10 protein-coding genes are annotated in these 14176 nt (G+C 49.1%); 9 read left to right on the forward strand and 1 reads right to left on the reverse strand.

Features of this window, described 5'->3' with window-relative positions; translation table 11 throughout:
- Positions 1 to 189: 189 nt before the first annotated feature.
- From SP90_RS07330 to SP90_RS07340, 3 genes are read left to right on the forward strand one after another with little or no spacing between them, the layout of a single operon-like run.
- The gene (locus SP90_RS07330; protein ID WP_066854119.1) at positions 190 to 1632 is read left to right on the forward strand and encodes an efflux transporter outer membrane subunit; all 1443 of its coding nucleotides are present in this window, start codon (positions 190 to 192) and stop codon (positions 1630 to 1632) included.
- 5 nt (positions 1633 to 1637) lie between these two features.
- Positions 1638 to 2906 carry an efflux RND transporter periplasmic adaptor subunit gene (locus tag SP90_RS07335; protein WP_066854120.1) on the forward strand — a complete coding sequence of 423 codons (1269 nt, stop codon included), beginning with the start codon at positions 1638 to 1640 and terminating at the stop codon, positions 2904 to 2906.
- A 3-nt stretch (positions 2907 to 2909) separates the two neighbouring features.
- Entirely contained in the window at positions 2910 to 6074 is a 3165-nt protein-coding gene (locus tag SP90_RS07340; RefSeq protein ID WP_066854122.1) for an efflux RND transporter permease subunit, read from the forward strand.
- A 508-nt stretch (positions 6075 to 6582) separates the two neighbouring features.
- On the opposite strand, the gene SP90_RS07345 is transcribed toward SP90_RS07340, so the two are convergent.
- Complete coding sequence (locus SP90_RS07345; protein ID WP_157471217.1) at positions 6583 to 7389, reverse strand: sugar phosphate isomerase/epimerase family protein; 807 nt, start codon at positions 7387 to 7389, stop codon at positions 6583 to 6585.
- Positions 7390 to 7930: 541 nt separating this feature from the next.
- On the opposite strand from SP90_RS07345, the gene hmcA reads away from it, so the two are divergent.
- Genes hmcA through hmcF form a run of 6 tightly spaced genes read left to right on the forward strand, consistent with a single transcriptional unit; the run spans position 7931 to position 14062 of the window.
- The gene (hmcA, locus tag SP90_RS07350) at positions 7931 to 9487 is read left to right on the forward strand and encodes a sulfate respiration complex hexadecaheme cytochrome HmcA (protein ID WP_066854124.1); all 1557 of its coding nucleotides are present in this window, start codon (positions 7931 to 7933) and stop codon (positions 9485 to 9487) included.
- A 16-nt stretch (positions 9488 to 9503) separates the two neighbouring features.
- Complete coding sequence (gene hmcB, locus SP90_RS07355; RefSeq protein ID WP_066854126.1) at positions 9504 to 10610, forward strand: sulfate respiration complex iron-sulfur protein HmcB; 1107 nt, start codon at positions 9504 to 9506, stop codon at positions 10608 to 10610.
- Positions 10610 to 11770 carry a sulfate respiration complex protein HmcC gene (hmcC, locus tag SP90_RS07360; RefSeq protein ID WP_066854131.1) on the forward strand — a complete coding sequence of 387 codons (1161 nt, stop codon included), beginning with the start codon at positions 10610 to 10612 and terminating at the stop codon, positions 11768 to 11770. The genes hmcB and hmcC overlap by 1 nt, the downstream gene beginning before the upstream one ends.
- 16 nt (positions 11771 to 11786) lie before the next feature.
- On the forward strand, positions 11787 to 11930 hold the full coding sequence (hmcD, locus tag SP90_RS16710; protein ID WP_197498777.1) for a sulfate respiration complex protein HmcD: 144 nt from the start codon (positions 11787 to 11789) through the stop codon (positions 11928 to 11930).
- A gap of 42 nt (positions 11931 to 11972) precedes the next feature.
- Entirely contained in the window at positions 11973 to 12653 is a 681-nt protein-coding gene (hmcE, locus tag SP90_RS07365; RefSeq protein WP_066854133.1) for a sulfate respiration complex protein HmcE, read from the forward strand.
- Positions 12654 to 12676: 23 nt separating this feature from the next.
- Positions 12677 to 14062, forward strand: coding sequence for a sulfate respiration complex iron-sulfur protein HmcF (gene hmcF / locus SP90_RS07370; protein WP_066854135.1), 1386 nt, complete (start codon positions 12677 to 12679; stop codon positions 14060 to 14062).
- Positions 14063 to 14176 lie beyond the last annotated feature (114 nt).

Consider the following 14176-nt stretch of genomic DNA (forward strand, 5'->3'; position numbering starts at 1 on the left):
CTTTAAAAAACGACAGCTTCTCTATAAAGTTTTGTAAAACTCAATCGTGCATTATTGACATGACAACAACAAACAGACTACACAACTATTGACATGACAACAAAACAAAAAATCCAGTTTTATTACTTTCAAATCAACACGTTAAAATAAAAAAACGTCTGTCATCACACCTAGTTTTAGAAGGACTGTATGCCGAAATTTTATTTCCCTGCGCTATTATTGAGCATTGTACTGTGCTCTGCATGCGCTCCTTTTGCACCGACAAAAACAATGCAACCTGAAGTACCACTTGATAAGCCGTACTCAATTCAAGTGATTGACGAACCCTCTAACGTACTCTGGTGGAAAAACTTCCAAAGTAATGAGCTGAATGCACTCATTGCGGAAGCACTTTCGGATAACTTCACCATTAATGCTGCTTACGCCCGTGTAAAACAGGCAAGCGCTAATTTAGAACGCGCCGGAGCTGCGCAGTACCCGACACTGAATCTTACCGGTGACGCCAAAGCCGGAAGAACCGGTTCAAAAGCAGATTCCGGTTCCCCTTCCATATACGATGATACCCAGCGCTACAGTCTGGCTGCCGCCGCTGCGTATGAAGTCGATTTATGGGGACGCATCGAAGCTCAACGAAGTGCCAGTGAACAGCAGTTTTATGCCACACAGGCAGACCTTGATGCTGCAGCAGTTACCGTAGCGGCCTCTGTTGCAAGCACATGGGTGGATCTGCTGCGCGTTCGGCAAGAGATAAGCATCTTAACGTCCCAGATTGAAACAAACAAAAAACAGCTCGGTTTTCAGGAGCTGCGGTTTGCCAACGGTCTTGCTCAATCTGTCGACGTACTTCAACAACGTCAGATTCTCGCATCCAGCCAATCGGAACTTCCGTTACTGGTTGCACGGGAGCAGGTGCTGTTAAACGCACTGGCAGTTCTGATCGGGCGCACTCCGCTTGATACGCCTGAAGTTCAGGAACAGACACTGCCTGTACTCATCAATCTTCCACCTACAGGGCTTCCTACAGACCTGCTTGTAAACAGGCCAGATGTCCGCGCCTCAGGCTTCCAGCTGTTCTCAGCCAAGTGGAGCGTAGCCGAAGCCAGAGCGAACAGACTGCCCCAGTTTTCCATAAACGCTGATGCTGCCCTGACCAGCAGTGTCGCGGCCGTACTCTTCAATAACTGGGCAGCAACGCTGGCTGGCAAAATTATGCAGCCTGTTCTGGACGGCGGCCTGCGTGCCGCAGAAGTGGAACGAACCCGTGCCGTTGTTGAAGAGCGCTCAGCCCTTTACAGCGACACCGTGGCAAAAGCCATTCAAGAAGTTGAAGATGCTCTTATCAATGAAGAGCAGCAACAAAAGTACATCACACTGCTTTCTGCACAACGCGACGCTACAGCTAAAACTCTTGAAGATGCGCAATTGCGCTATCTCCAAGGACAAAGCGGCTATCTTCCGTTATTACAGGAAGTTTTGAATGTACAAAGTCTGGAACGGAAAATGATCCAGCAGCAGGCTGAACTCATTAAATTCAGAATTTCGTTGTACCGCGCACTGGGAGGCAGTTGGACCTACGACCTTGCAGATGTCCGGAGTACAGCTTCAACCGATGCTAACAATAAAGGGATTTAAACAGCATGCAGACCCATTCTTCATCCCGCAAAAAAATATTCATCAACGGTGGCATATTCATCCTCACGCTTCTCATTGGTGTTGGCGGCTACAAATACTTCATGACCTCAAAGCCGAAAGTAACCAAGAAAGCACCTGTTCAAAAAGTCACTACCGTTGCTGTTACACACATATCAAAAGAAAACGTACCTGTTGAAATCCAAGGAACAGGTACGGTCATTGCTGCCCAAAAAGTAGAGCTCAAGCCTGATGTATCAGGTACCGTTGCCTGGATTTCACCGCAGTTTGCTGCAGGTGGCATCATCAAACAAGGTGATGTCATTCTACGCATCGACACAAGCGATTATGAAATTGCTCTACGTAAGAGCGTCAGCGCACTCGACAGCGCACAGGCAGAACTCATGCTTGAAGAAGGGCAGCAGCGAGTTGCCAAGGAAAGCGTGCGTCTTCTGGATGCCAATAAAAGTTCAGGGAAATACAGTACCGAGCTGGCACTGCGTAAGCCACAGCTTATGAAAGCACAGGCAGCGCTGGACAAGGCCAAGGCGGATGTTGAACAGGCTGAATTGAATCTTTCACGGTGTACGCTGCGTGCCCCGTTTGACATCATGGTACAGACTACCGGCGTCAATCTGGGATCACGCGTTACCGCTTCCACCACTCTGGCAACCCTTGTCGGTATCGAAGAATACTGGGTTGAAACCGCCCTGCCTGTTGACCGCCTTGAATATCTCGGTCTCTCACGCACTGGCGTTAAAGCAACAATCGTGCGCCAAGGCGGCACATCCAAATGGAAAGGCGAAGTTCTCAGACTTACAGGAACACTCACTGAATCCACCCGTCTTGCTCGTGTTGTTGTCGCCATCAAAGACCCGCGCGGTCTTGAATCCAGTGACTTTTCCATGCCGCTCATGCTTGGAGACTATGTGGATGTAACCATTCAGGGTAAGACTCTTGAATCTGTATACAGAATCCCGCGCGATCTCGTGCGTAATGACGATGAAGTATGGGTCTACAAGAATGGCGCACTGAAAGTGAACAGGCTCAATATTGTGTGGAAATCTAATGACGCAGTCTATGCTTCAAACGGTGTCTCTGAGTCTGATGCAGTAATCCGCTCCTACCTCAGCAACGCTTACTCAGGTATGTCACTGGCACTCGAAGGTGACACCACTCCGAACGTTGCTGGTGAACCGGTCAAAAACAACTCGTCCGGTCAAAATAATAAATCTGGCAAGAACGCTGCAAAAAGCAATGTGGCAAGCGCGGAGTAATACATGGGAACATCACCGCTTGCATCAAAACACAAAAAACCACGTACTCCTGAACCAGAAAAACCACGCGGAGCTGTTGCATGGATGGCCGGCAACTCAGTTGCAGCCAACTTGCTCATGTTTATCTTTCTCATAGGCGGCTTAGTTCTAAGCTCTCAAGTTACTCAAGAAGTTTTTCCCGAAATCACACTCGATTCTGTTACTATTTCTGTTTCCTACCCCGGTGCAAGCCCCGAGGAAATTGAACGTTCTATTGTTCAGGCCGTTGAGGAATCTATTCAGGGCATCGAAGGCATCAAGGACATCACCTCCACCGCCAATGAAAATCTGGCAACCGTCAGAGCAGAGCTGCTGGACGGGGCAGATGTTGATCGCGTGTGGCAGGATATACAGACAGAAGTCGACAGAATTTCCACATTCCCTGACGAAGCGGAAGACCCGCGCATAACCATTGATTCCAAAAAGCGAAGTGTACTGACGCTGGTGATCAGCGGAAATGTATCTGAACTAGCGCTACGCGACTATGCGAACCAGCTTGAGGACGCCCTGCTGAGAAGCCCGGGAATTACACAGGCTGAAGTTGCAGGTGTCAGGGATCTGGAAACCCATATTGAAATATCCCGTAACACGTTACGTAAATACAATCTCACCCTCACTGACGTGGCTGGAAAGATACGAAAAGCCTCTGTAGAGCTTGGCGGCGGTAGCCTGAAAACGACTCAAGGAGAAATCCTTGTGCGGGTAGCAGACCGTAAGCTTGTTGCCAAAGATTTTGAACGGATTCCTGTCCTTACCGACAAGGACGGCGGTTCCATTTACCTTGGCGAGATTGCAACTATCTGGGACGGGTTTGAGGACACAGACACTTGGGGCAGTTTTGACAGTAACAGAGCAGCTTCAGTAAACGTGTACCGTGTCGGTTCCCAGACTCCTATGAGTATTGCAACCGCTGCCCTCGAAGTAGTGGAAGAGTTTAAACAGGATCTTCCTCCGGGGATCAAAATCGGTTCGCACCATAACCGCTACATCATGTTCAAAGACCGTACTGAGCTGCTTCTCAACAACGCCTATCTAGGTCTTGCGCTTGTATTTATCTTCCTTGCTCTGTTTTTGGAAATCCGTCTTGCCTTCTGGGTAAGTCTCGGTATCCCGATATCGTTCCTTGGTGCCTTTGTGTTTTTGCCGTTCACTGACTTCAGCATCAACATGATTACCATGTTTGCGTTTATCATTACGCTGGGTATTGTTGTGGACGATGCCATTGTTGTGGGCGAAAACATCTACTACCACCGCAATCTTGGTAAAAGCAGGCTGCAAGCAGCTATTGACGGTGCAAAGGAAGTTATGGTGCCGGTAACATTCAGTGTTATTACCAACATCATCACCTTCCTTCCGCTCTATTTTGTTCCGGGAACCATGGGAAAAATTTTCAAATACATTCCGGTAGTTGTCGGCATTGTATTTGCCATTTCCCTTATTGAAAGTGTCTTCATTCTTCCGGCACACCTTGCGCACGGGAGCAACCGAACCAATCTGCCGGGACTCAACTGGCTTGTGGCATTCCAGCAGCGATTCAGTCACCGGTTCGAAGCGTTTATTGCCCATCGCTACGGTAACTTTATTCAAAAACTTATCGGCTACCGATATGCGGTTCTCGGCACTGCCATTGCTATCCTTCTCCTGACAGTGGGTTTTGCAATGTCAGGTCGACTCGGCATGGTTCTTTTCCCGACCGTTGAATCCGACTACGCCTACGGCTCTGTAACAATGCCGTACGGCACACCGGTACACCGCATCAAAGAAGTAGAAGACCAGCTTTTCGACGCAGCATACAAAGTTATTGAAAAGCACGGCGGCGACAAGCTCAGTACCGGTGTGTTCACAAGCATCTCAAACAATGAGCTTTCTGCACGCATTTACCTTACACCACCGGATGTACGCCCTGCATCAACCTCTACAGTCACAGCCGAATGGCGTGACGCAGTAGGCACTGTTGCAGGAGCGGAGACAGTTGATTTTCTTGCAGACAAAGGCGGCCCTGGCTCCGGTAAAGGGGTTACTATTCAGCTTGCGCACCGTGACAACAAAGTTCTGGAAAAAGCAGCAGAAGATCTGGCCTACGCCCTGTCACTACTCAAAGGCGTCAGCGATGTTGACGACGGAACCGCACGCGGCAAACGTCAGTTTGACATCACCCTCCTGCCAGCAGGCGAAGCAGCAGGCTTAACCTCCCGCGAAATCGCAAACCAGCTGCGTAACGCCTTCTACGGTGCAGAAGCAGTCAAGCAGCAGGTTGGACAGGACGAAGTTACCGTGCGCGTGCGTCTGCCAGAAGCAGAACGAGCCTCCGTGGCAGCCTTTGATGATCTCATCCTCAAATTACCATCCGGTGGTGAGATGCTGCTGCGCGATGCTGCCCGCATTTCCCGAGGCTATGCAGATACCTCTATTAAACGTGAAGACGGCAGACGCGTACGAAGCGTCACAGGCAACGTAACACCGCGTAAGCTCTCCGAGCAGGTAGTCAACACTGTTACAGCTGATATTCTACCGGAGCTCATGAACAAGTACCCCGGCCTCAGCTACTCCTTAAAAGGAAAGCAAGCCGATATGCGCGACAGCACAAACAGCCTGATATCAGGCTTGCTGCTTACGCTGCTGGCTATCTATGCCCTGCTGGCTATTCCGTTTAAAAGCTATACCCAGCCGCTCATTGTTCTGTTGGCTATCCCGTTCGGCATGGTCGGTGCCGTTATCGGACACTTACTTATGGGCTACTCGCTCAGCCTCATGAGTATGTTCGGTCTGGTTGCACTGGCAGGGGTTGTTGTGAACGATTCCCTCGTGCTTGTTGACTTTACCAACAGGCTACGCCGCGAAGGCTATTCACCGGAAGAAGCAGTTGTCGCCGGTGCAATCAAGCGCTTCAGACCAATCCTGCTGACCACCATCACCACATGCGGTGGACTGGCTCCGATGATTCTGGAAACATCGCGACAAGCCCGTTTCCTTATCCCGATGGCAATCTCACTCGGATTCGGTATCCTGTTCGCAACAATCATTACGCTAGTGCTGGTGCCATGCTTCTACCTTGTCTTTGACGACGCAGGGCAGCTTATTTCGTCCAAAAAGAAACAACCAGAAGGAATGGAAGAACATCCAGTGTAGGGTTAAGTTGATTAGGTAATTTTAGTTATGGAAGAAATGCAGGCGGGCTTTGCCCCCTGGACACCGTCCCCTTGACCCCAAGTATACGCGTCCCCAGCACGTTTATTACAGCGCTGGAAGCCGCGAACACACTACCTTGCAAAATAACAAAAACGGCTTGTCCTAAGTACAAGGACAAGCCGTTTTTTGTGTAAAAGATATGGGTATTCCATCATTCATCATAAATACCACGACATTTTATTACACCAGCACCTAGCGATCAAATCAGGCAAGTCTCTAGCGTACTAAGAAGATAAAAGAGATTTGAGGTGACACGTAGACAACATATGTGTCACTTCTGACCTCTTTCATAATAACGTCGCATTATACAGAAATGACATTACTCTAATAAAGTTTTTAGGAAGGGGGTCTGGGGGAAAGCCCTTTTTGCAAAAAGGGTTTCCCCCAGCCGTCGGAGACATCTAAAAAAAGCGTCGCAGACCAGTCAAAGACAACCGCATCCCCCTTGCTACTCACTCACAAGAAAGCAGACAGAGGTACTGTGCGCTTCTAAAAATTCAATAGATGCGGGGAAGGCATCTTCGGTATGCGGTTCCAGTGTTGCTGACGGGGTAAGGTCTTGTGTCTGAATATAGTCAAACAGGTCGTAGAGAGGGATGGTTCCTGCGCCGAGAGCCAGATGCTGGTCTGCTGTTCCGTCATTATCATGCAGATGCAGATGTCCCAGACGCGGTGCAAAAGCTTCCAGCCACTCAGTAAGATTGTTCTTTTGTGAACCTTTGGCAAAAGAATACCAGTGCCCCACATCAAAACAGAGCCCCACTTTTTCCACAGGGAGCATCTGAACAAGATCTACAATTGGTTTTGGAGAAAGTTCAAACGTATTTTCCAGAAAGAACGGAGCAGTTCCGCCATACTCTTTAATAAGTAGTGACCATGTCACTTCGGAGCGTGAAAGCCATTCTTCGTAATATGGTTCATGCTGACCGGCATCATAATGAGGATGTCCGACAAAATGGTCAGGTTCATACGCTTGTGAAAGTTCGAGCGCTTGCAAAAGGCTTTCGCGTGTTGCTGTGAGAATACGGTTGTTCAGGCTACCCGCTGCCAGATCAAAAAAAGGCAGATGAATACCACAGGAAAGTCCTGCATCTTTGAACCGCGCAGCGGTTTCCTTATGCCACTCCATAGGCAGCTCCTGAATTGCGTATGTATCCATCCCTAATTCAGGCGACACACCCTGCTCTATCAACATCTCGATATACCGTGGTTCCTTGGCGGCAAAGCTCAACGGTAAATTAACATACAGGCTCATACGTTCAATCCTTCCATATCGGCTTCTTGATAATGCGTGTTGATTAGGCTGTTCCTCTCAGAGCAGCCTATTTGGTTGTATGCATGATACACGTTTTCAGCGCAGGACACTACGTTCCGCACCTGCCATTTTGATTGTCTACTCAAGAGTGAGAAAATAAATCCTACTTTTTTTGTATATTTTTGAACAAAAGTTTTTATCCTTATTTTTCAAACAGATAAATACAAAAACATTCCACCTTCACTCTTCTCCCTCTCTTGACGAAACCTGACAAATACCCTACCCCGTCGGTATGATAATAACTCATACCGAATCGGTAGGTTTTAAAATCGCCGAATAAACGATGAGTTACGGAGCAATGCAGACTTTTTTGCGGCGCTCGTGCAACCGCATACATATCCAGACTGCCACAGTGCCCTTGGGCCGCATGGCTAGTTCTGCGCGGTTCTGCTTTTTCTCTTGAGGTTGGGGAACTTTCAAGAGGCTGATGGCTAAGGGGTGTCTGAGGACGAGTTAATATTTCATCGAAAGGACTGCCACTATGATGAAGGGAAGATCACTGCTTCGCGGGGCGGGCATGCTGATGGTTGTAGCGCTTGTATCGATTGTCGGTATCAAAGCACACAGCTCAAATGTTACAGCTGCACCTGCTAAGCAACATGCTGATGTCATTACAATTGATGTTATCGGCAAGTTGGGTGATATGGAATTGCCAGCCGTTACGTATCGTCACGATCTGCATACGGACGCGCTGAGAGAAATGAATAAAGACTGTGCTAGCTGTCACGAAAACAAAGACGGCAACATGGATCTTATGTTTAAGCGAACCGGTGAGATGTCTGCAAAAGAATTGCAGAATCTGTATCACCAAAACTGTGTAGGTTGTCATGCCGACATGGCTAAAGCCGGTCAGGACACTGGCCCGCTGGAAAGCGAATGTCGTACATGTCACAATCCAAACCCTGACGTGAAAGCTTCTGCGCTTCCTGTCAACATGGATAAATCCCTGCACTACAAACATATTTCTTCTAAAAAAATTATTGTCCCTCAGCAGGACAAAAACTGTGGCGCCTGTCATATGCAGGTTGATGCAGCTAAAGGTACTGCGACTTACGTGCCTGACACAGAAGACGCTGACAACGGCTACGGCAAAGGACCTCTTGAGTACAAGAACCCACGTGCTGCTGCCCACTCCAGCTGTATTAGCTGTCACATGACAGAAGCGAAAAAAGATTCCGCATTCACAGGTCCTGTTACCTGTGGTGGCTGTCACAGTGTAAAAACTGAAAAAGAAATGAATGCTGTTGCTCCTGAGCGTCTCTTCCGCGGACAGCCGGACACAACACTCATCGTACCTGCCACTTCCGCTAAGAGTGACATTGCACCTGTGGCATTTGACCACAAACTTCACGAAGCAAACGTAGAAGAGTGCAGCACTTGTCACATCAACGGTATCGGTAATAAAAAAGACGGCTTCAAGCCGCTTTACAGCGACATGCACGATGCAAAGTCCACAGCAAGCTGTGTTGGTTGTCACGCTAAGCGTATTACCAAAGACGCATCCTGTGCAGGCTGTCACACCATGATTCCAGTTCAGAACTTCAACGAACAGTCTTGTGCTACCTGTCACAACGCTAACGGCGTTACTGCAGAACAGGCTGCAAACATGAGCAAAGAAGAACGCACCGCTGTTGCGAATGCTGTTATCGCTGCCCGTGAAGCAGGCACAGTGACCTACACCGCTGATGAAATTCCTGAATTCGTGAAAATTGACGCTATTGCTGACAAATACGAAGCATCCAACATGCCGCACCGCAAGATCGTAGAGTCTATGCTTAAGGGTACTGTGAACAGCAAACTTGCTGGCAGCTTCCACGCTGAAAAAGGCAAAGTTTGTCAGGCTTGTCACCACCAGAGCCCTGCGAGCATCAAGCCTCCGAAATGTCAGAGCTGTCATAACAAAGCATTCACTACCGGTGACCGTCCGGGTCTTAAAGCTGCTTTCCATCAGCAGTGCATGACCTGTCACACCGAAATGAATATTCAGAAGCCAAAGAACACTGAGTGCGCAGGCTGCCACGCCGCACGCGCTAACTAGGAATCAAGGAGCAATTATGCATCGCAGAAAATTCCTAAGCCTGCTTGGCGGCGCCGGTATTGCTTCCACCTTGGGAACTACTAAGGCGAAGGCTGCCAGCAACGCTTCATTTGACGGATATCCCGACGCAATGGGCGTACTTCATGACAGCAGCCGTTGTATCGGTTGTCGTAAATGTGAAGAAGGCTGTAACACTGTAAACCATCTGCCTAAACCAGAGAAAAGCTTTGACGACCTCTCTGTTTTAGACACAAAACGCAGAACCTCCGCCACCGTGCACACTGTAGTGAACAAGTACAATGTTGCCGGTCTGGATCACCCTATCTTCCGTAAACAGCAGTGTAACCACTGTATGGAACCTGCATGTGCGTCTGCATGTTTTGTTAAAGCGTTCACCAAAAACTCTGACGGCTCCGTTACTTACAACGGCGACGTTTGTGTTGGTTGTCGCTACTGCATGATCGCATGTCCGTACTCTGTTCCTACTTTTGAATACGATGATCCATTAGATCCACTCATTCAAAAATGTACTATGTGTCACCCGCTCATCAAAGAAGGCAAACTCCCGGGCTGTGTTCAGTCATGTCCTAAGGAAGCTCTTACCTTCGGTAAGCGTTCTGACCTTATTGAAATCGCACGCGAACGTATCCGCAAGTACCCTGAACGCTACGTAAATAAAATTTACGGCGAAACAGAAGCTGGCGGAACCAACTGGCTCTACCTTGCTCCGGTTAAACACACCGAACTCGGTCAGCCTGTAGTTGGTAAAAAGTCCGCTCCAGAGCTTACCGCTGGTGCTCTTGGTGCTGTTCCTATGGTAGTAGGCATCTGGCCTGTACTCCTCACCGGTGCATATGCAATCAGCAAGCGTAAAGAAAAAATCGCTGCTGAAGACCAGAAAGCCGCTGTAGCACAGGCTATCAACGAAACTCAGTCCGCTGCTGACGACAAGCTCAAAGCTGCAATGGAAAAAGCTGCTAAAGATAAAGAAGCTTCCATTGAGCGTGAAACTAAGAAAGCTGTCGCTAACGCTGAGAAAGAGTTTGAAGCAAAGCTTGCTGCACTCCAGAACCCTGAGAGCGAAGAAGTAGAAGAAAGCTCCAAGCCTGAGGGAGATGCATAATGAGTCACGATCAGAAAAAATTCTGGCATGCAGGAAACATCCTTACCGCTATCATTCTTGCCGGCGGTCTGGTTCTTACCTTCCTGCGTTTTTATAAAGGCATCGGCGCTGTATCCAACCTTGATGATAACAACCCTTGGGGTCTCTGGATCGGCTTCGACCTTATGTGTGGCGTAGCACTGGCTGCTGGTGGTTATGTAACCTCCGCTTCCTGCTACCTCTTCGGCATGAAGCACTACCACTCTGCAGTGCGTCCTGCTATCACCACAGCATTTCTTGGCTACTTCTTCGTAGTTGTAGCTCTTCTGTACGATCTGGGTCACCCATGGAGACTCCCGTACCCGCTGGTATACTCTCAGGGCACCACTTCCCTTCTTTTCGAAGTTGGTCTGTGTGTATCCCTGTACGTATCCGTTCTTTTCATTGAGTGGTCTCCTGCAGCATTCGAATGGCTCGGCATGCGCAAGCTCCGCAACATTGCGGTTAAGCTTACCCTGCCTCTCACCATCATGGGTGTTGTACTTTCCACCATGCACCAGAGCTCCCTTGGCGCGCTGTTCCTCATCGCTCCTGGCAAGCTCCACCCACTTTGGTACTCCAGCTTTATGCCGGTGTTCTTCTTCATCTCTTCCATGGTAGCTGGAACATCCATGGTAATTTTTGAGGGCACGTTAGCGCATAAAGGTCTGCACCGTATGATGGACGAAACACACCTGAAAGAAGCAAACGGCGTTGCGTTCGGCTTTGCTAAAGCCGCCTCCTTCATTCTTGCCGGTTACTTCTTCATCAAAGTGTTCGACATCACTATGGATGACGACTGGAAATACCTTGCTACCGGTTACGGTGCTATCTTCCTCGTTGAAATGTTCGGTTTTGTACTGCTGCCTTCTTTCCTCTACGCAATCGGCGTACGTGAAAAGAACCTCAAGATTGTACGTATCGCATCCGTGCTAGGCGTACTCGGCATTGTAGTAAACCGCTTCAACGTAAGCATGGTTGCGTTCAACTGGCAGCTTCCTGCTGCTGAGCGCTACTTCCCGAGCCTCATGGAAGTCGGCATTTCTATCTTTGTTGTAACTCTTATTATTACAACTTACCGCTTCATCACTACCCGTATGCCTGTATTGTTCGAGCATCCGGAGTACAAAGACGCTCATTAGTCCGGAGGATATTACTATGGAAAACCTTATCTATACTCTCCACGACTTCATGCTCCACACAAAAACCATCACATACGTTTTGATGGGTGTGGCACTGGTCAGCTTTGTCGGTTACTGGAAGTTCCTGACCGGCAGAGAAGAAAAAATGAGAAAGTACTAGTCAGGAAGGGAGGGCAACCTCCCTCTAGACAAGGAGATAACAATGATAGCATTTCTTACCGGACCGATGCTGTGGGTATCACTGCTGGTATTCTTTGGCGGTCTTACAGTTCGTGCCGTAATGTACGTACGCGGTCTCAGCTGGCAGCTCGACCGTGTTGCATATAAGCCGCATATGGCTCGTGGCCTTCGCGGTGCAGTTCACTCCATCCGCATGTGGCTCATTCCGGGCGGCACATACGGATGGCGTCAGCAGCCGTTCATGGCAGCAGGCTTCTTCCTGTTCCATATCGGCGCAATCCTGCTTCCGCTGTTCCTGATCGGCCATCAGGAACTTCTTCAGATGGCATTCGGCTTCAGCTTGCCGACATTACCTTCCAGCGTTGCAGATACACTTACAGTACTCGCAATCATCGGTGGCCTTATGCTTGCCATCCGTCGCATTGCGCTTCCTGAAGTACGTATTCTCACAACTACTTACGACTGGTTTATTCTTGCCATTTCCGTAGCTCCGTTTGTGACCGGCTTCATTGCCCGTCTGCACCTCGGCAACTACGATTTCTGGCTCACATGCCACATCCTTACCGGTGAAGCTGTATTGATTCTGGCACCATTCACCAAGCTGTCCCACATCGTTCTGTTCTTCATGTCCCGTGGTCAGCTCGGCATGGATTACAACATCAAGCGCGGTGGCGCTAAACGCGAAACCGCATTCCCGTGGTAACAGCAAGTCGCTAGGAGAAACCAATGCCTCAAGGTACTTTTTGTAACACCACACCTATTGGTACCGAAGATGAGCTCAAAGCTCTGCTCGGTGACAAAGGTGGCGCTCAGTACTACGAAGAAATGAAAGAGCTTGACGTTGATTCCGACGCCATTGCTGCTTTACTTGAAAAAACATGTCAGTCCCGTATCCGTACGTGGCTTGAAATATGTGCCCACTGTGGCATGTGTGCAGATTCCTGCTTCCTGTACCGCGTAAACGATCGCGATCCTAAACAGGTTCCTGCATACAAAATCCAGTCTACCCTTGGTGAACTGGTTAAGAAAAAAGGTAAAGTGACCAACGAGTTTATGCGCCACTGCGTAGACGTTGCATGGTCACAGTGTACCTGTTGTAACCGCTGCGGCATGTACTGCCCGCACGGCATCGACATGGGTGTCATGTTCAGCTACCTGCGCGGTATTCTCAACTCTCAGGGTTTTGTGCCTTGGGAAATGAAAATCGGCTCCGGTATGCACCGTGTGTACAACGCCCAGATGGACGTTACCACCGAGGACTGGATTGATACCTGTGAGTGGATGGCTGAAGAGTACGAAGAAGAGTGGCCGGGTCTTGAGATTCCTATTGATAAGGAAGACGCGGACATCATGTACACTCTGAACGCTCGCGAGCCTAAGCACTACCCGGAAGACCTTGCTGAAGCTGCTATCCTGTTCCACCTCGCCGGAGAAAACTGGACTGTGCCGAGCACAGGTTGGGAGCAGACCTCCCTTTCCATGTTTGCCGGTGACTGGGCAGCATGTAAGATGCAGGTTGAATCCGTATACAACGCTATCGAAAAACTTCGTCCAAAGCGTGTTATCGGTACCGAGTGCGGCCACGCACACCGCGCAACCGTAATCGAAGGTCCTTACTGGGCCGGTCGTGAAGACGGTCTTCCGCCAGCACCGTACATTCACTACGTTGAATGGGTTGCTGAAGCACTGCGCACAGGCAAGATTAAAATCGACCCTGAGAAAAAGATTAAAGAACCTGTTACTCTTCAGGACTCCTGTAACTACGTGCGTAACCACGGCTTAGCAAAAGCTACCCGTGAAATCATGAGTTACATTGCTGAAGACTTCCGTGAAATGGGTCCTAACCGTGAGCACAACTACTGCTGTGGCGGTGGTGGCGGCTTTAACGGTATCGGTAAATACCGTAAAGAGCGTAACAAAGCGCTCCAGACCAAACGCGACCAGATTCTTGCTACAGGCTGTAAGCTCGTTATTGCTCCTTGTCACAACTGCTGGGACGCAATCCGTGACCTCGAAGAGGAATACGAAATCGGCATCCGCTGGTCATTCCTCAAGCCGTTACTCATCAAAATGGCAATTGTTCCGGATCACCTTAAGCTTCCGGAAGAATAGTCCATGTTTCTTGAAGGCCATCCCTGCTCCTCTTGCATAAAGAGGTTTCAGTCTATGTCGTCTTCAAGTTAGCTGGTTATGCAACCGGAGCGGAGAGCTACCGCTATCCGCTCC

Origin of the sequence: Halodesulfovibrio spirochaetisodalis (assembly GCF_001672295.1) — a bacterium.
GTDB lineage: Bacteria > Desulfobacterota > Desulfovibrionia > Desulfovibrionales > Desulfovibrionaceae > Halodesulfovibrio > Halodesulfovibrio spirochaetisodalis.